At 72.3% G+C, this 15,673-nt stretch carries 16 protein-coding genes; 10 read left to right on the plus strand and 6 right to left on the minus strand.

The features are described 5' to 3' along the window. Window positions 1-99 precede the first annotated feature (99 nt). Entirely contained in the window at window positions 100-2,166 is a 2,067-nt protein-coding gene (locus ACFY1L_RS28825) for a SpoIIE family protein phosphatase (RefSeq protein WP_388830507.1), read from the plus strand. Between the two features lie 118 nt (window positions 2,167-2,284). Continuing rightward, window positions 2,285-2,971: a hypothetical protein gene (locus ACFY1L_RS28830; protein ID WP_388830510.1), complete on the plus strand. Its 687-nt coding sequence runs from the start codon at window positions 2,285-2,287 to the stop codon at window positions 2,969-2,971. A gap of 240 nt (window positions 2,972-3,211) precedes the next feature. On the opposite strand, the gene ACFY1L_RS28835 is transcribed toward ACFY1L_RS28830, so the two are convergent. Beyond that, complete coding sequence (locus ACFY1L_RS28835) at window positions 3,212-4,021, minus strand: putative protein N(5)-glutamine methyltransferase (RefSeq protein WP_388830513.1); 810 nt, start codon at window positions 4,019-4,021, stop codon at window positions 3,212-3,214. Window positions 4,022-4,277: 256 nt separating this feature from the next. Between ACFY1L_RS28835 and ACFY1L_RS28840 the strand changes: the two genes are divergently transcribed. Then, window positions 4,278-4,739, plus strand: coding sequence for a MarR family winged helix-turn-helix transcriptional regulator (locus tag ACFY1L_RS28840; RefSeq protein WP_388830516.1), 462 nt, complete (start codon window positions 4,278-4,280; stop codon window positions 4,737-4,739). Here the strand turns inward: ACFY1L_RS28840 and ACFY1L_RS28845 are convergent. Continuing rightward, window positions 4,736-5,446 carry a GNAT family N-acetyltransferase gene (locus ACFY1L_RS28845; RefSeq protein WP_388830523.1) on the minus strand — a complete coding sequence of 237 codons (711 nt, stop codon included), beginning with the start codon at window positions 5,444-5,446 and terminating at the stop codon, window positions 4,736-4,738. The two genes, ACFY1L_RS28840 and ACFY1L_RS28845, sit on opposite strands and share 4 nt — an antisense overlap. Continuing rightward, window positions 5,443-6,357, minus strand: a complete 915-nt coding sequence (locus ACFY1L_RS28850; RefSeq protein WP_388830526.1) for an NADP-dependent oxidoreductase — start codon at window positions 6,355-6,357, stop codon at window positions 5,443-5,445. The genes ACFY1L_RS28845 and ACFY1L_RS28850 overlap by 4 nt, the downstream gene beginning before the upstream one ends. A gap of 214 nt (window positions 6,358-6,571) precedes the next feature. Between ACFY1L_RS28850 and ACFY1L_RS28855 the strand changes: the two genes are divergently transcribed. The 3 genes from ACFY1L_RS28855 (at window position 6,572) to ACFY1L_RS28865 (ending at window position 8,717) form a co-directional block, all read left to right on the plus strand. Beyond that, window positions 6,572-7,177 carry a sulfite oxidase-like oxidoreductase gene (locus ACFY1L_RS28855; protein ID WP_388830529.1) on the plus strand — a complete coding sequence of 202 codons (606 nt, stop codon included), beginning with the start codon at window positions 6,572-6,574 and terminating at the stop codon, window positions 7,175-7,177. Continuing rightward, complete coding sequence (locus ACFY1L_RS28860) at window positions 7,170-7,940, plus strand: ferredoxin reductase (protein ID WP_388830532.1); 771 nt, start codon at window positions 7,170-7,172, stop codon at window positions 7,938-7,940. Before ACFY1L_RS28855 ends, ACFY1L_RS28860 begins: the two co-directional genes overlap by 8 nt. Window positions 7,941-8,123: 183 nt before the next feature. After that, window positions 8,124-8,717, plus strand: a complete 594-nt coding sequence (locus ACFY1L_RS28865) for a hypothetical protein (protein ID WP_388830535.1) — start codon at window positions 8,124-8,126, stop codon at window positions 8,715-8,717. Between the two features lie 28 nt (window positions 8,718-8,745). On the opposite strand, the gene ACFY1L_RS28870 is transcribed toward ACFY1L_RS28865, so the two are convergent. Then, window positions 8,746-10,104, minus strand: a complete 1,359-nt coding sequence (locus tag ACFY1L_RS28870) for an 8-oxoguanine deaminase (RefSeq protein ID WP_388830538.1) — start codon at window positions 10,102-10,104, stop codon at window positions 8,746-8,748. Window positions 10,105-10,221: 117 nt separating this feature from the next. On the opposite strand from ACFY1L_RS28870, the gene ACFY1L_RS28875 reads away from it, so the two are divergent. The 4 genes from ACFY1L_RS28875 (at window position 10,222) to ACFY1L_RS28890 (ending at window position 13,734) form a co-directional block, all read left to right on the plus strand. Next, window positions 10,222-11,190: an acetylxylan esterase gene (locus tag ACFY1L_RS28875; protein WP_388830541.1), complete on the plus strand. Its 969-nt coding sequence runs from the start codon at window positions 10,222-10,224 to the stop codon at window positions 11,188-11,190. A gap of 10 nt (window positions 11,191-11,200) precedes the next feature. Then, window positions 11,201-11,605 carry a nuclear transport factor 2 family protein gene (locus ACFY1L_RS28880; protein WP_388830544.1) on the plus strand — a complete coding sequence of 135 codons (405 nt, stop codon included), beginning with the start codon at window positions 11,201-11,203 and terminating at the stop codon, window positions 11,603-11,605. Between the two features lie 89 nt (window positions 11,606-11,694). After that, window positions 11,695-12,861, plus strand: a complete 1,167-nt coding sequence (locus tag ACFY1L_RS28885) for a serine hydrolase domain-containing protein (protein ID WP_388830547.1) — start codon at window positions 11,695-11,697, stop codon at window positions 12,859-12,861. Between the two features lie 129 nt (window positions 12,862-12,990). Continuing rightward, on the plus strand, window positions 12,991-13,734 hold the full coding sequence (locus tag ACFY1L_RS28890) for a GntR family transcriptional regulator (RefSeq protein WP_388830550.1): 744 nt from the start codon (window positions 12,991-12,993) through the stop codon (window positions 13,732-13,734). Here ACFY1L_RS28890 and ACFY1L_RS28895 read toward each other — a convergent pair. Together ACFY1L_RS28895 and ACFY1L_RS28900 are read right to left on the minus strand one after the other, a co-directional pair. Next, complete coding sequence (locus tag ACFY1L_RS28895; protein ID WP_388830553.1) at window positions 13,704-14,672, minus strand: anti-sigma factor RsbA family regulatory protein; 969 nt, start codon at window positions 14,670-14,672, stop codon at window positions 13,704-13,706. The two genes, ACFY1L_RS28890 and ACFY1L_RS28895, sit on opposite strands and share 31 nt — an antisense overlap. Then, the gene (locus tag ACFY1L_RS28900; protein ID WP_388830555.1) at window positions 14,669-15,526 is read right to left on the minus strand and encodes an MEDS domain-containing protein; all 858 of its coding nucleotides are present in this window, start codon (window positions 15,524-15,526) and stop codon (window positions 14,669-14,671) included. The genes ACFY1L_RS28895 and ACFY1L_RS28900 overlap by 4 nt, the downstream gene beginning before the upstream one ends. Between the last annotated feature and the right edge of the window lie 147 nt (window positions 15,527-15,673).

A 15,673-nucleotide genomic window follows, 5' to 3' on the forward strand; every position in this document is an offset into this window, starting at 1 on the left:
GGCGACGGAGGCGTCACAGGGACGGTTGAGCGCGGTAGAACATGGGGAGTCGGCACGGGGGACGGCGTGCCGCGTGAACGGGCGAAGGCGGTGCGTGGAATGAGTGCACCTGGGTTTCCGGTGGCCGAGGGCGACGGGTCGGTGCGGCCGAGCGGCCTGCTCGACGTGCTGGGCGTCGCCTCGGTGGTGCTGGACGCCAAGGGGCACATCGTGCTGTGGAGCCCCCAGGCCGAGGAGCTGTTCGGCTACCCGGCGCAGGAGGCGCTCGGGCAGTACGCGGCCCGGATCATGGTGCACGAGCAGCATCTCGACCTGGTGATCAAGCTGTTCGCGGACGTCATGCTCACCGGGCAGAGCTGGGCCGGGGCCTTCCCGATCCGCCGCAAGGACGGCAGCACCCGCCTGGTGGAGTTCCGCAACATGCGGCTGCTGGACGACCACGGCGAGGTCTACGCGCTGGGGTTGTGCGCCGACCAGTCGACCGTACGGCGGCTGGAGCGGGACGTGGCGCTGTCCACGAGGATGATCGCCCAGTCGCCGATCGGGCTGGCCGTCCTGGACACCGATCTGCGGTACGTGTCGGTCAACCCGGCACTGGAGCAGCTGAACGGTATGCCGGCCGAGGACCACATCGGCCGGTCGATCCGCGAGGTCCTGCCGCATCTCGACGTCGACGCCATCGAGGCGGCGGCGCGCCAGGTGCTGGAGACCGGCCGGCCTCTTGTCGACCAGCAGACGGTCGGCCGGACCCCGGCCGACCCGGATGACGAACGCGCCTGGTCGCTCTCGCTCTACCGGCTGGACGACGCCGTCGGAACCGTGCTCGGCCTGGCCGGTTCGGTCGTGGACGTCACCGAGCAGCACCGGGCGGGCGTCGAGGCAGAGGCCGCGCGGCGGCGGCTGCAGGTCATCGCGGACGCCTCCGCACGGATCGGCACCACTCTGGAACTCGACCGCACCGCACGTGAGTTGGCCGACGTGGCCGTGCCGGAGCTCGCCGACGTCGCCGCCGTGGACCTGCTCGAGGCGGTGGTGGACGGCCGACGCACCAGCCTGGGCCCCGCGGAGTCGGCGGTGATCCGGGCCCTGGCCGTACAGGCGGACCATGCGCCGGAGGCGCTGCGGGCGGCCGACCAGCCCGGGCAGGTGGCCCGGTACGGTCCCGACCGCCTGGTCACCGAGTGCGTGCGCACGGGCCGGCCCGTGATGGTGGCGCAGGTCGAGCCCGCGGACCTGCCCCGGATCGCCCGCTCACCGGAGGCGGCGGAGCTGCTGGCCGGTGCGGGGGTCCACTCGTATCTGGCCGTCCCGCTGATCGCGCGCGGGGAGGTGCTCGGCGCCCTCGATCTCAAGCGCACGCACAACCCGCTGCCGTTCAGCGAGGACGATCTGCTGCTCGCCCGGGAGCTGGCGGCCCGCGCGGCCGTTCAGATCGACAACGCACGCTGGTACCAGAACGCCCGCGACACCGCCCTCACCCTGCAGCGCAGCCTGCTGCCCAGCCATCCGCCGGTGACCGGCGGCCTGGAGGTCGCCTCCCGCTACCAGCCCGCGGGCGCCACCAGCGAGGTCGGCGGCGACTGGTTCGACGTGATCCCCCTGGACGGCGGCAAGACGGCGCTCGTGGTGGGCGACGTGATGGGCAGCGGCATCAACGCGGCCGCGACCATGGGCCGTTTGCGCACCGCGACCAACACGCTGGCCTCTCTCGACCTCGACCCGGCCCGGCTGCTGGAACACCTCGACAGGATCACCGAGGGCCTGGACCACTCCATCGCCACCTGTGTCTACGCCGTCCACGATCCGCAACTGCGGCAGTGCCGCATCGCCAACGCCGGCCACCTGCCGCCGGCCCGCCTGCGCGCCGGGCACCCGCCCGAACTGCTCGAACTGCCCACCGGCGCACCGCTGGGGGTGGGCGGGGTCGCCTTCTCCACCACCACCGTCGACCTCAACCCCGGCGACCGTCTCGTGTTCTACACCGACGGCCTGGTCGAGACCCGGCAGCATCCGCTCGACGAGCGCCTGGACGCGCTCCTGGCGCTGCTCGAAGGCCCCGACCGCCCCCTGGAGGAGGTCTGCGACCTGCTGCTGCGCACGCTGCACCAGCCGGACAACTCCGATGACGTGGCGCTGCTGATCGCCCGGGTGCAGAAGGCGGAGTGAAGCGTCCGGGACGCCCGGTTCTCACAGGTATTGATTACCTGTTCCTTATCGTCCGCAGCCGACAATCACAGTAAGGCGTGGCATGGGACGCCGGTGCCGTGGCCGATGGGAGCGAGCAGTGACGCACGAGTCGGACGACTGGGAAGTGATGCAGGGCCCGGGCGGGGCGGAGCGTACGCCGGAGCCGGCCTGGGACCGGGTCTGGCGGCGGCGCTCGAACCGGGCGCGCGCGGTGATCGCGGCGACGACGGTCGCCGTCCTGGCCCTCGGCGGCACCGTCGCCTACGCCGCCACCTCCGGTGGCTCGAGCGGGAGCGCGACGCCCTCGGCGTCCGGCTCCGCGTCGCCGTCCCCGGACAAGCCGGGCGGCCGGCACGGCGGCCACTGGTTCGACTTCGGCGGCATGGGCGTGCACGGCGAGTCGACGGTGAAGGACCAGGACACCGGCAAGTGGGTGGTACGGGTCTGGCAGCGCGGCACGGTCGAGAAGGTCGACGGCGACCAGGTCACCGTCAAGAGCGAGGACGGCGCCGAGTGGACGTGGACCGTCGACTCGGACACCACCGTGCTGCACGACGGCACGAAGTCCTCCGGAACCGGTGACCTGAAGAAGGACGAGACGGCCGTCCTGGTCGGCACCCGCTCGGACGACGACACCAGGACCGCGACGCGGGTCATCTCCGGGACCTCGGACGACAGGGATCCGGGCGGCTGGCGCGACGGGTTCCCGGGCGGCCACGGCCCCCGGGACTGGCGGATGCCCTCCCCGTCGACGAGCCCGTCGGGCAGCGGCGCGACTACCTGACACTTCTGGCACGGACAGGCCCCGGCGGGCGCCGGGCCTGTCCGTCCGATCAGGTCGGCCATGGGGAGCGGCCCTTGCCGGCCGATCCGAGCGGGACCCGGCGCGCGCAGGTGCGAGGCGGAGCAGGACAGCGGCGCAGAGCTTCGGCAACCGACGACAACGCCGCCGGCCCCCACGCCCTTGAGGCAGCGGGAGGGCGCATGCCGAAGCCCGTGACGCCGAGCTGAGCCGCCGGCCGGGCTACGCCCTGACGCCGATCACCACAGTGGCGTACAGCTCCTCGGAGACCGTCAGGCGGGCCTTCAGACCGCTGCCGGTGAAGGCTTCGAGGGCGGCCCGGGCCTGGCGTTCGCTCGTCTCGACCAGCACGCAGCCGCCCGGGGCGAGCCAATGCGGTGCCTCGGCGGCGACCCGGCGCAGCACGTCGAGTCCGTCCGCGCCGCCGTCCAGCGCGACCAGGGGCTCGTGGTCCCGGGCCTCCGCGGGCAGGAGTCCGACCTGGTCGGTGGGGACGTACGGCACATTGGCGGCGAGGATGTCGATCCGGCCGCGCAGGTCGTCGGGCAGCGCCGCGAACAGGTCGCCCGCGTGGACGTGACCGCCGACGGCGGCGACGTTGCGGCGGGCGCAGCGCACGGCGGCCGGGTCGATGTCGGCGGCATGCAGCTCGACCTGGCCGAGCGCGGTGGCCAGGGCCGCGCCGACGGCGCCCGAGCCGCAGCACAGGTCGACCACGACGGATGCCGACGGGGCCTGGGCGAGGGCCTGTTCGACCAGGAACTCGGTGCGGCGGCGGGGCACGAAGACGCCGGGTTCCACCGCGATGCGCAGACCGCGGAACTCGGCCCAGCCGACGACGAGTTCGAGGGGCAGCCCGCCGACACGGCGGTCCACCATGGCGGCCAGCTCCTGCGGTGTGCGGGCGGCAGAAAGTATCAACTGCGCCTCGTCCTCGGCGAAGACACAGCCCGCGGCACGCAGCGCGGCGACCACGGAGTCATGGGAGGACGCCGACGAGGAAGAGGAAGAAGACGGAGAAAGCGGAGGCATGGAAGCGGAGAGCCTTTCGGTACTCGAAGGGCGCTCTCGCGGTCGCCTACGACCGACGACCCGCATCGACTCGAGAAGAGAGCACCCGACCTGACACAGCGGTAATGGGTCTCACCTCCTCGGTCACGACGGCCGGAACATCTCCGGCCGGACGGACACATTACCCCAACGGCCGTGCGCCGACGCTCGCGCGAGCCACCGCGAACAGCCTCGATCGCACTGCAGTTGTACTATGCAACTGAGCGAGGGAGGTCAGGTGGAAGCAGACGAGGCCGTGGAGACCATCCAGCGCGAGATGACGGTCTTCGCCCGGCGCGCCCGGGCCTCGGCGGGACGTATGCACCCCGAGCTGTCGCTGGTGTCGTACACACTGCTCGGGCATCTGGAGGAGAGCGGCGGCGGCCGGGCCACCGATCTGGCCGCGCACTACGCGCTGGACAAGTCCACGGTCAGCCGCCAGGTGGCCGCCCTGGAGCGGGCCGACCTCATCGAGCGGCGTCTCGACCCTGACGACCACCGCGTCCAGGTCCTGCATCTGACCGAGGCCGGCCGCCGGATTCTCGCTCAGGTCACCGTCAGCCGCCGGGCGGCCGTCGGGGAGCGGCTCGCGGGCTGGCCGGAGGAGGATCTGGCGCGGTTCGCCGACTATCTGGTGCGCTACAACTCGTGGGCGCGGCCCGAAGGCGACGCCCACGAGGATGTGCAGATGGATGCCTAGGAGACGGCCAACGGCCGTTCGTCCGTGAGGTGTTCGGGGATGCGGGCCGCCCCGAACACGGTGGTGCGGCGCAGCCGGAAGCCGAGGGACTCGTACAGGCGGATGGCGGTGGTGTTGCCCGCGCCGGTGTGCAGGAACGGGGTCTCGCCGCGTTCGCGGATGCCGTGGGCGACGGCGAGGATCAGCCGGGTCGCGAGGCCCGCGCCGCGGAAGGCGGGGTCGGTGCAGACGGCGCTGATCTCGGTCCAGCCGGGTGGGTGCAGCCGCTCCCCCGCCATGGCTATGAGGGCACCGTCCCGGCGTATGCCCAGATACGTGCCGAGCTGGATGGTGCGCGCCTCGAACGGACCGGGTCTGGTCCGGGCGACCAGGTCGAGCATCTCCGGCACGTCGGCGGGGCCCAGGCGGACGGCTTCCGGGTCCGGTGCGGCGGAAAGGCCGTCGTCGACGAGCTGCACGCCGTCGATCTGCAGGGTGATCTCCCAGCCGGCGGGTACCTCCCCGCGGAAACCGGGCAGCGGCACCTCCGCCCCGGGACCCCACAGCGCCGCGAGGTCGGCCCAGTCCTGGGCGTCGGGCTCGTCGGGCAGTGCGAGCCAGGGCGACACGTCGACCGGGTAGCGCAGCACCCTGCCGCGCCGCTCGGCGAAGTGCGCGTGCGGGCCGGTCAGGGAGGCGAGGGCGGGGTTGTCGAGGATGTGGCTCATCCGGCGACCTCGATCACTGTCTTGCCGCGGGCGTGACCGTCCTCGACGGTGCGCAGCGCCTCGTCGGCCCGCTCCAGGGGGAAGGTCCGCGTCACGTGCGGGTCCAGGGCGCCGTCGACCACCAACTCGGCCACGGCTTCGAGGCGTTCGGAGGTGCGGACCCGGGCGACACGGGAGCCGCCCAGCTTCTCGACCACCTCGGACTGGGCCCCGGCCGTGACGAGTTTCGTCCGGTCGGCGAGCAGGGTCGCCGCCTCCTCCAGGATGTCGCCGCCCACCAGGTCGTACACGCCGTCGACGTCTCCCGGCACGCGCTCGGTCCAGCCCGGCCCGGACGGGACGTGTACGGCGCCGAGGGACTCGACGAAGTCCTTCTTGGCCGCGCTGGACAGCCCCAGGACGCGCAGGCCGGCGGCGCGGGCGAGTTGCACGGCCGCGACCCCGACCCCGCCGCCCGCGCCGGTCACGAGCACGGTCGCGCCGGCCGGCAGGTCGAGCTGGCGGATTCCGTCGTACGCCGTCACGCCCGCGACGGGCAGGGTCGCCGCGTCGGTGAAGGACAGCGCGGCGGGCTTGTGCGCGATCAGGTCGACCGACAGCAGCGCGTACTCGGAGTACCCGCCGACGACGGGGCGGCCGAAGACCGCGTCCCCGACGACGAAGCCCTCCACGTCGTCGCCGACCTCTTCCACCACGCCGGAGACCTCGTTGCCGAAGTAGGCGGGGAACTCTCGCTCACCGGTCTCCCCGGGGCGCCGGTAGCCGGTGCGCTGCTTCCAGTCGACGGGGTTCACACCCGCGGCACGCACCGCGACCAGCACCTGACCAGGCCCGGGACTGGGCCGGTCCACGTCGACGAAGGCCTCGACCTCCGGTCCGCCGTAGCGCGTGAAGACGTACGCCTTGGGCACTGCTCCCACTCTCCTTCGCTGCCGCCCGGTCACCGGTTGTAAGGGCCACCGGTCCCGGCACCAGACGGCAAGTCGCGCGGGCCGGGCGCTATTCCCGGGGCTCGGGAGTGTTCATACGGCCTTAATGATCGCGGGGCGGCCCGGGGTCGGGGCATGCCCGCCGGGCACGTACGGTTGAATGCGTAAGCAATCACTTCCGTCCCGCTGGATTCGCATGAACGTCACCCGAGGCTTCACCGGACGCACCCGCGTCCACAATCCTGGCCTGCCGCCCGGCCAGTACGACGCCGGCGACGACTGGCCCGTGCTGTCCGCGGAGGTCACGCCCGAACTGGCGCCGGCCGACTGGACCTTCCGCGTCGACGGCCTGGTGGAGCATCCGCAGACCTGGGACTGGGAGCAGGCGCACGCGCTGCCGGCGTCGGCGTACGAAGGCGACATCCACTGCGTGACGAGCTGGTCGAAGTTCGGGGTGCGGTTCGGCGGCGTGTCCCTGGACGCCTTCTTCGATGCGGTGCGGCCACACGGGTCCGCGACGCATGCCGTCGCCTACTCGCACACCGGCTACACCACCAACCTGCCCCTGGCGGACCTGACCGGCGGGCGGGCCTGGATCGCCTGGGAGTACGACGGGCAGCCGCTCGCCGCCGAGCACGGCGGGCCCGCGCGGCTGCTGGTGCCGCACCTGTACTTCTGGAAGAGCGCCAAGTGGATCGCGGGCATCCGGCTCCTGGACCACGACGAGCCGGGGTTCTGGGAGCAGAACGGCTACCACGCGCGGGGCAACCCGTGGGACGAGCAGCGGTACTCCGGTGACTGAGACCTTCACTCCCCCGTCGTTCACTCCCCCGACCCGCTTCGCCGTGCCCGGTCGCATCGCCGTGAGCAACCGGGCCGCCGCCGTGTGGCAGACCGCGACGCTCACCGAGATCCGGCATGAGACGCCGCACGCCGCCACCTTCCGGTTGGCGGTGCCCGGCTGGGCCGGGCACCTGCCCGGCCAGCACCTGATGCTGCGGCTGATCGCCGAGGACGGCTATGTGGCGCAGCGTCACTACTCGATCGCATCCGCGCCCGACGATCCGGGACACATCGAGCTCACCCTGGACCACGTGGCGGGCGGCGAGGTCTCAGGCTGGTTCCACACGATCGCCAAGCCCGGCGACGAGGTCGAGGTGCGCGGCCCCCTGAGCGGTTTCTTCGCCTGGCCGGGCGACCGGCCCGCGCTGCTGATCGGCGCCGGCTCCGGGGTCGTACCGCTGATGTCGATGGTGCGACACCACCGGGCGCGCGGCCTCGACGTGCCGCTGCGGCTGCTGGTGTCCGCGCGCAGCCCCGAAGAGCTCATCTACGCACGGGAGTTGGGCGCGGAGACGACGCCCGTGTTCACCCGCAGCGCGCCGGAGGGTGTGCCGGTGGGACGTATGGCGGCCGCACATGTGGCGCCGCTCCTGGCCGAGCGGCCTGCCGGTGGGTGGGAGGCCTATGTGTGCGGCTCGAACGCCTTCGCCGAGCACGCCTCACGGCTGCTCGTCGAGGCCGGCCAGCCCGTGGACCGGATCCGCATCGAACGCTTCGGCTGACGGCCGGATTCGCCCGCCGCTTCCAGCACGACTCCCCTCGCGCGGAGACTTCGCGATGAGCGATCTCCGATCCGCTGGGTACCCGATTTTCGTGGGCACTCGCGCGCATACGAGGTACGGAGGGACAATACGGACCGGACACGGTACGGCCCCTCCGGCTCAAGTGACGGCGAGGAGGTCGACATGCGAACCCGGGTGCGCGGCTGGCGCTGGCGGCGCAATCCGCTGCGGCGCCGGGCGGACGTGGTCGAGGCGTGGACGGCACTCGTCGTCGCCGTCCTGCTGCTGGTGGGCGCGCCACTGGCGGGAGCGATCGCGGGCTGGTGGGCCCATGACGAGGCGCGGGCCGTGGCGGCGGCCGAGCGCGCCGAGCGCCACCGGGTGCGCGCCGAGGTCGTAGGAAAGACTCCGGACATGCTGCCCTCGGTGCAGGGCGGCCAGCAGCACTCGTATCGCGTGAACGTCCGCTGGACGGATCCGGCCACCGGCCCGCACACCACGAAGGCGCGTGTCCCGGCGGGCAGCCGGCAGGGAGACACGGTCGACGTGTGGTTCGACTCCCAGGGCCGGATCGTCGGCCCGCCGCCCGGCGAGACCCAGATCTGGCAGCACGCCCTCACCATCGGCACCTGTGCGACGGGCGGCGCGGTCGCCCTGGTGCTCCTCGGCAACGCCGTCGTCCGCCGCGTGGCCACCGGCCACCGGCTCCTGGAGTGGGAACGGGAGTGGGCCCGCACGGAGCCGGAGTGGACGCGGCGCCAGGCGGGTGGGACGTAAGCAGAAAGTGGGGTCGTAACAGCCGCTGCTATGTGGCCTGTTGCATGCGCCGGGCGATCCGGCCGTGGTCCTTGAGCGCCTGAGTCAGGCCCGGCTGGACGGGTTCACCCCGGTCGATCAGAACCCGGCCGCCGACCACCGTGGTCCACGCGCGGGCCGGGCCGCAGCGCAGCCAGGCCTCGACGGGATCGCTGAGCGCGCCCGCGAGGGCGACCTCGTGGAGGTCCCAGACGACCAGGTCGGCGCAGGCGCCCGGCCGCAGATGCCCCAGTTCGTCGGCGCGCCCCAGGCAGCGGGCCGAGCCGCGCGTCGCGATGTCGAGGGCGTGACGGGCGGTCATCGCGCCGGGTCCGCCGCGGTAGCGGCCCAGCAGCAGGGCGTTGCGGGTCTCCATCCAGAGGGAGGCGTGGTCGGTGGAGGCGGAGCCGTCACAGCCGATGCCGACGGGCAGGCCGAGCTCCCGCATCTCCTTCACGCGCGCGGTGCCGCCGCCGATGAGCATGTTGGAGCTGGGGCAGTGCGCCACGCCGACGCCCGCGGCAGCGAGGCGGCCGAGCTCGTCGTCGTTCGGGTAGATGCAGTGGGCGACCCATGTACGGCTGCTCATCCAGCCGCAGTCCTCGAAGTACTCGACGGGCCGGCAGCCATAGGTCTCGAGGCAGTAGGTGTCCTCGTCGTGGTCCTCGGCGAGGTGCGTGTGCAGGCGTACGTCGTGGCGCTCGGCGAGTTCGGCGGTCGCCGTCATGACCTCCTTGGTCACCGAGAACGGTGAGCAGGGCGCGAGCGCGACGCGGATCAGGGCACCGGGCTTCGGGTCGTGGTGGGCCTTGATCAGGCGCTCGCTGTCGGCGAGGACTTCGTCGGTGGTCTGGGTGACGCTGCGCGGCGGCAGTCCTCCGTCCTCGACGGAGCGGGTCATCGAGCCGCGGGTCGCGTGGAAGCGGAAGCCGATGTCGCGGGCGGCGCGGATCTCGGCGTCGACGAGGTGCGGACGGGGGTGGACGTACAGGTGGTCCGAGGAGGTGGTGCAACCGCCCATCAGCAGTTCGGTCATGCCGACGTACGCCGAGACGTACGCGGCTTCCTCGTCGAGGGCGGCCCACAGCGGATAGAGCGTGGTCAGCCAGTCGAAGAGGGTGCCGTTGACGGCGGGGGCGTAGGAGCGGGTGAGGTTCTGGTAGATGTGGTGGTGCGTGTTGATCAGGCCCGGGGTGACCAGCCGCCCGGCCGCGGAGACGGTCGTGCGGGCCTCGGGCTCGCTTCCGGCACCGCCGACGGCGGTGACCCGACCATTCGTCACAGCCACCCAACCGCCGGGGATCTCCCGATCCCCGTCGACGACCAGCAGTTCGGCATCCTTGACCAGCAGATCCACGGCTGACGACATGGCGCCATCGTAGAGGGACAGTCCGGGAAAGACCTGGCGAGTCGTCCGACCACCCACGTACGGTGTGATCATCCGCACTGTCCGCGCACAGCTGCCCCTTCGCAAAGGCGGTCCTACATGGCCCTGTTCGACCTCCCCCTCGACGAGCTCCGGGAGTACCGCAGCGCGTCCGCCGAGCCCGAGGACTTCGACGCGTTCTGGTCCAAGACCCTGCAGGAGGCCCGCGAGCACGACCTGGACGCCCGGTTCGAACCGGTCGAGACGGGCCTGACCACGGTCGAGGTCTTCGACGTGACGTTCGCGGGGTTCGGCGGGCACCCGGTGAAGGGGTGGCTGACGCTGCCCGCCGGGGCGGCGGAGCCGGTGCCGCTGGTCGTGGAGTTCATCGGGTACGGCGGCGGGCGCGGCCTGCCGCACGAGCATCTGCTGTGGGCGTCGACGGGCCGGGCGCATTTCGTGATGGACACGCGCGGTCAGGGTAGCGCCTGGGGCGGAGGCGGCGGCACCGCGGACCCGGTGGGCGGCGCGCCCGCCTTCCCCGGTTTCATGACCCGCGGCATCGACGCACCGGAGAACTACTACTACCGCCGGGTCTTCACGGACGCGGTGCGTGCCGTCGAGGCGGCCCGCGCGCACCCGCTGACCGATGCCTCCCGCACGGTCGCCCTCGGCGCGAGCCAGGGCGGTGGGATCACGATCGCGGTGGGCGGTCTGGTCCCGGACCTGACCGCGATCGCGCCGGACGTGCCGTTCCTGTGCGACTATCCGCGCGCGGCGACCGTGACGGACCGGCACCCGTACCGCGAGATCGGCCTCTACCTCAAGACCCACCGCGGCCACACCGAGGACGCCCTGCGCACCCTCTCCTACTTCGACGGCGTCCACTTCGCCACCCGCGGCCGCGCCCCCGCCCTGTTCTCGGCGGCCCTGGAGGACCAGACCTGCCCGCCCTCCACGGTCTTCGGCGCCTTCAACGCCTGGGCGCACACCGACAAGACGATCGAGGTGTACGACTTCAACGACCATGAGGGCGGCGGGCCTTACCAGGAGGCGGCCAAGGTGAAGTGGCTGCGGTCGTACGTCTGAGGTGGCCGGAATGGAGACAGGTGCGGCCGCCGAACGCTTCGTGCGGATCTGGGAGCGGGGCTGGGCCGCGCACGACGTGGACGCGCTGCTCGAGCTGTACGCCGAGGAGTGCGTCCACCGCTCGATGCCGTTCCGCGAGCCGCACCGGGGGCGGGAGCAGCTGGCCGAGTATCTGCGCTGGTCGTTCGCGCAGGAGCGGGTGACGGACGTGCGGTTCTCGTCGCCGGTCGTGGGCCAGGACGGCGTCGCGGTGGCCGAGTTCCGGGTGCTGGCCGAGGAGGGCGGCGTGCCGTCGGCCCTCGCGGGCTGCGTGTTCGTGCGATTCGACGGTGCGGGTCTGGCGGTCGAGACGCGGGACTACTGGCACACGGCCGACGGCCACCAAGAGCCCGCCGGGAAGCTGTTCCTGCTCTGACCTTCCCTCCAGTCCGACCAGTCGGTACGTTCGGGATGCCCGGGCCGCGGCGTGGCGGTCCGGGATTCCGGCGGACGACGGAGGAGCCCATGTCGGAGCGCGAGCCAGAGGTGCACGGTCACTGTGACGGGCGGTTCGCCGCGGTGCGGGCGGCGTTCGAGGAGAACTTCCGGGAGCGCGGGGAGCTGGGGGCCGCGGTCTGCGTCACCGTCGGCGGGGCGAACGTCATTGATCTGTGGGGTGGTTGGGCCGACGCGGCACGCAGCCGTCCCTGGGAGCGCGACACGCTGGTCAACGTGTGGTCGACGACGAAGGGGCCGACCGCGCTGTGTGCGCACATCCTCGCCGACCGGGGACTGCTCGACCTCGACGCGCCGGTGGCCGCGTACTGGCCCGAGTTCGCCGCGGCCGGCAAGGACAAGGTCCTCGTACGGCATCTGCTGTCGCACCGGGCGGGTCTTGCGGGGCTGCGTGAGCCGCACTCGCTCGAGCAGCTCTACGACTGGGAGTTCACCACGCAACGGCTCGCGGCGACCGAGCCCTGGTGGGAGCCGGGGACACGGTCCGGGTACCACGCCTTCACCTACGGCTTTCTCGTCGGAGAGGTCGTACGGCGCGTCTCGGGGCTGCTGCCGGGGGCGTTCCTGGAGCGGGAGGTGACCGGGCCGCTGGGGATCGACTTCACAGTCGGGCTGCCGGAGAAGGAGGCGGGACGGGCGGCCGAACTGGTGCATCCACCGGCCGCGTCCAGCAGCGAACAGGCGGCGATCTTCAGCCAGTTGGCACCTGCGGCGCTGGCCGCGCTGACCAATCCCGTGGTGGGCGCCGGTGAGGCCAACACGCCCGAGTGGCGGGCCGCCGAGATCCCGGCCGCGAACGGGCACGGCACGGCGCGGGCGGTCGCCACGCTCTACGGGATCTTCGCGGGCCGGGGGTCCTACGACGGCCACCGCGTCCTGTCCCCCGAGGCGGCCGAGCGGGTGCGCGAGGGGCAGGGCAGCTGCCGGGACCTGGTGCTCGGCGCCGGGCTCGGGAGCGATACGGAGATCGGCCTCGGCCTGTGGCTGAGCGGCCCGAACGGCTCGTACGGACCCAACCCGCGGGCTTTCGGACACGACGGCTTCGGCGGCTCCTGCGGCCTGGCCGACCCCGAGGCGGAGGTGTCGCTGGGCTATGTGATGAACCGGATGGGGCCTCATATCGCCAACGACCCACGGAAGACGGCCCTGATCGACGCCCTGTACAGCACACTGTGAAGGGTGGTGCACGCGGGCCGGTTTCGGCCGAACCACCGGGACGGTCTTCCCTGGTGGTTTAGACCAATGCTAGATCTGGTGACGCAATCAGCCCGCACGGCTACGTTACGTCACCACAGGAGGCGCGGCATGGCCCGCACTACCCCGCACGATCACGCCCCCACCGAAGGGCAGCCGCTGTACTGGCACGTCGCGACACGGCTGCTCGGCGAGTTGCGCGACGGCAGCATCCCGCCCGGTGAACGGCTGCCGGGCGAGCGGCAGTTGGCCGGGCGCTTCGGCGTCAGCCGGGAGACCGTACGGCAGGCGCTGGAGGTGCTGCGCCGGGACGGTCTGGTCGCCACCGACCGGCGGGGCAGCCATGCCATGCTGTCCGGTCTGCCGGTGGAGACCCCGTCCTCACTGGCCTTCCCGGTGGGCGCCCGGGCCGCTGACCCGTGCGCCGTCGACCGGGCCACGGTCGCCTGGGAGACTCCCCCGCCCGAGCACGCCGAGGCGCTGGGGCTCGCCCCGCACCGGCAGACACTCGTGCACCGCTACGAGTCCGCCGGCGCGGACGGCCGCGACCGCCGCACGGCCGTGACCTCCTTCTCCGCCGTCGCCCTCGCCGAGGTCGAGGAACTGGCCCGCTACCGCGACCGCGCCGACGGCGCCGCCTCGGTCCAACTGCACCGCGCCTACGACTGGATGCGCAAGGCGGGCCTCACCCTGCACCACCGCGACTCCATCACCCCGCTCGCGGGCGCGCCCTCGGTGCGGGTCACCCGGCAGGTGCACGATCAGTACGCCAGACCTCTGGAAATCACCGACCTGGTCGTGGACGCCCAACAAGGCGCTCTCGTCTACGAGTTCACCGTGCCTGCGGCGGGCTGACCGACCGCGGGCCCGCGTCGGAAGTACAACCGTACGACGGAGCCGGCCGGGGCGAGGTCGTCGGCGACCAGGTCGCTCAACTGCCGCACCAGCCACATCCCGTGGCCGTTCGCGGCCCGCGGCTTCGGCGGCAGATGGCCGGGGAAGGGCGGGCGGGCCGCCGCGGTGTGCGTCCCGCCGTCGGCGACCTCGCAGATCACGTAGTCGGGGTCGCTGTGCAGTCGTACGACACCGTGTCCGCCGCCGTGCCGCACCGTGTTGACCACGGTCTCGTGCACCGCCGCCACCAGGTCGTACGCCCGCTGCTCGGGCAGGCCCAGACGGCGGGCATGGGCAGCGAGCGCGCGGCGGACCGCGGCCGAACCGCCGCGGGTGAAGCGGATACCGTGCACCGCGGCGGGCAGCGGGGCCGTGCCAGGCTCTTCGCACTCGGCCGAGAAGGCCGCCGGGTCCGCGTAGTCGCCTGCGATGCAGGGCTCCTGGACGAGTTCCGGGTGCGTACGGGCGGCACTGCGGACGACGGATTCGGGGAGCGCCCTGATGTCGTAGGGGCACAGGATCCAGTGGCCGGAGTCGGCGAAGGCGAGGTTGATGAGGGATTCGTAGCGCATCCACTCGCGGGTCTCGAAGGCGGTGCGGCCCGTCCAGACCGGTTCGCCGATGACGCGCACGCGCCGGTCCACTCCGTGCCGCTCGCAGTAGGCGTGGTAGCGGCCCAGGGTGCGGGACGGGTAGTCGTACCAGTCGTGTGCGTCGACGAGTTCGACCTGGCGGGACCGCTCGCCGAGGGCGTCGCCGAGCAAGGTGACGTTGCGGGAACTCACCACCGCCAGGACGGCGTCACCGGCGTCCAGCCCGGCCCGTACGAAGCCGGTGGTCGAGGCGAGAAAGTCGGCGTCCGAGCCGTAACGCAACGCCTGGTGCACGAAACCGCTCATGTCCCTTCTCCTTGAGCCTCGATGCGCAGGCCGGGGACCCGGTCCCAACCGGTCACCCGCATCACCCGCTGGACGTGTGGTGCGACACCCGACAGCTCGAGAGTTCCGCCGGCCGCGTAGAGGGCGAGCGCCTTGAACACCAGCAGGCGCAGGGCGCCGACATCGATGAAATGCAGGTCGTGCAGGTCGAGATGGGTGCATGCGCCGTTCGAGGTGCGGGCTCGGGCGCGGGCCGTCTCGGCGTGCAGGGCGCGGGCGACGGCGGTGACGTTGCTGTCGTCGATCTCCCCGACGAAGGCGAGGCCCGGGGGTGCGAAGGTGCGGGTGATGGAGAGGAGGTCGTCGCGCCACACCTCGTCGGCGGCGACCCGGCCGTGGTGCAGTCCGGTGAGCGGGGTCAGTTCCGCCTCGTCGAAGACCCGGCGGTCGTACTGGCAGATGCCGAGCACCGGCAGCGAGGAGAACACGGGATCCAGCAGCAACTCGCTGTCGTGCAGCGTCTTCAGACCCTTGCCGGCCTGGGCACGCAGGATCTCCGTGCACACCCGCAGACCGAGAAAGCCGTCACCGACCGCACGACGCGCCTCGCGGCGGATCACCTCGTCCAGATCCCAGAGTCCCTCCGGGTCAGCGATGTGCGGATCGACGCACAGCCGGCCGGCCGCGATCTCCTCGTCGACCCGGCAGCCGTGGGCCTCCAGGAAGGACAGGGCGACATGGGCCGGTATGTCGGCGGGCGGCAGCAGCAGCCCGCGATGCCCGCTGGCCAGCCCGTCCAGCAGAAACGCGGTGAGGACGGTCTCGCGCTCCTCGTCCGTGTCGTAGCCGAGGAGCAGGTGGTCTCCCTGGCGCATCTGTCCCACAGTTTTCAGGGTGGGTATGACGGCCATCCCCATACCTCCCTCAGTGGATGGACCGATTCCACGCTACGCCGAAAGCACCCTTCTGGTGAGGAGTTGGGAGCGCCTCTGAGGCTGGAGGCTGGGTGGAGCAGAGACCGC

This window comes from Streptomyces sp. NPDC001663 (genome assembly GCF_042893105.1).
Lineage (GTDB): Bacteria > Actinomycetota > Actinomycetes > Streptomycetales > Streptomycetaceae > Streptomyces.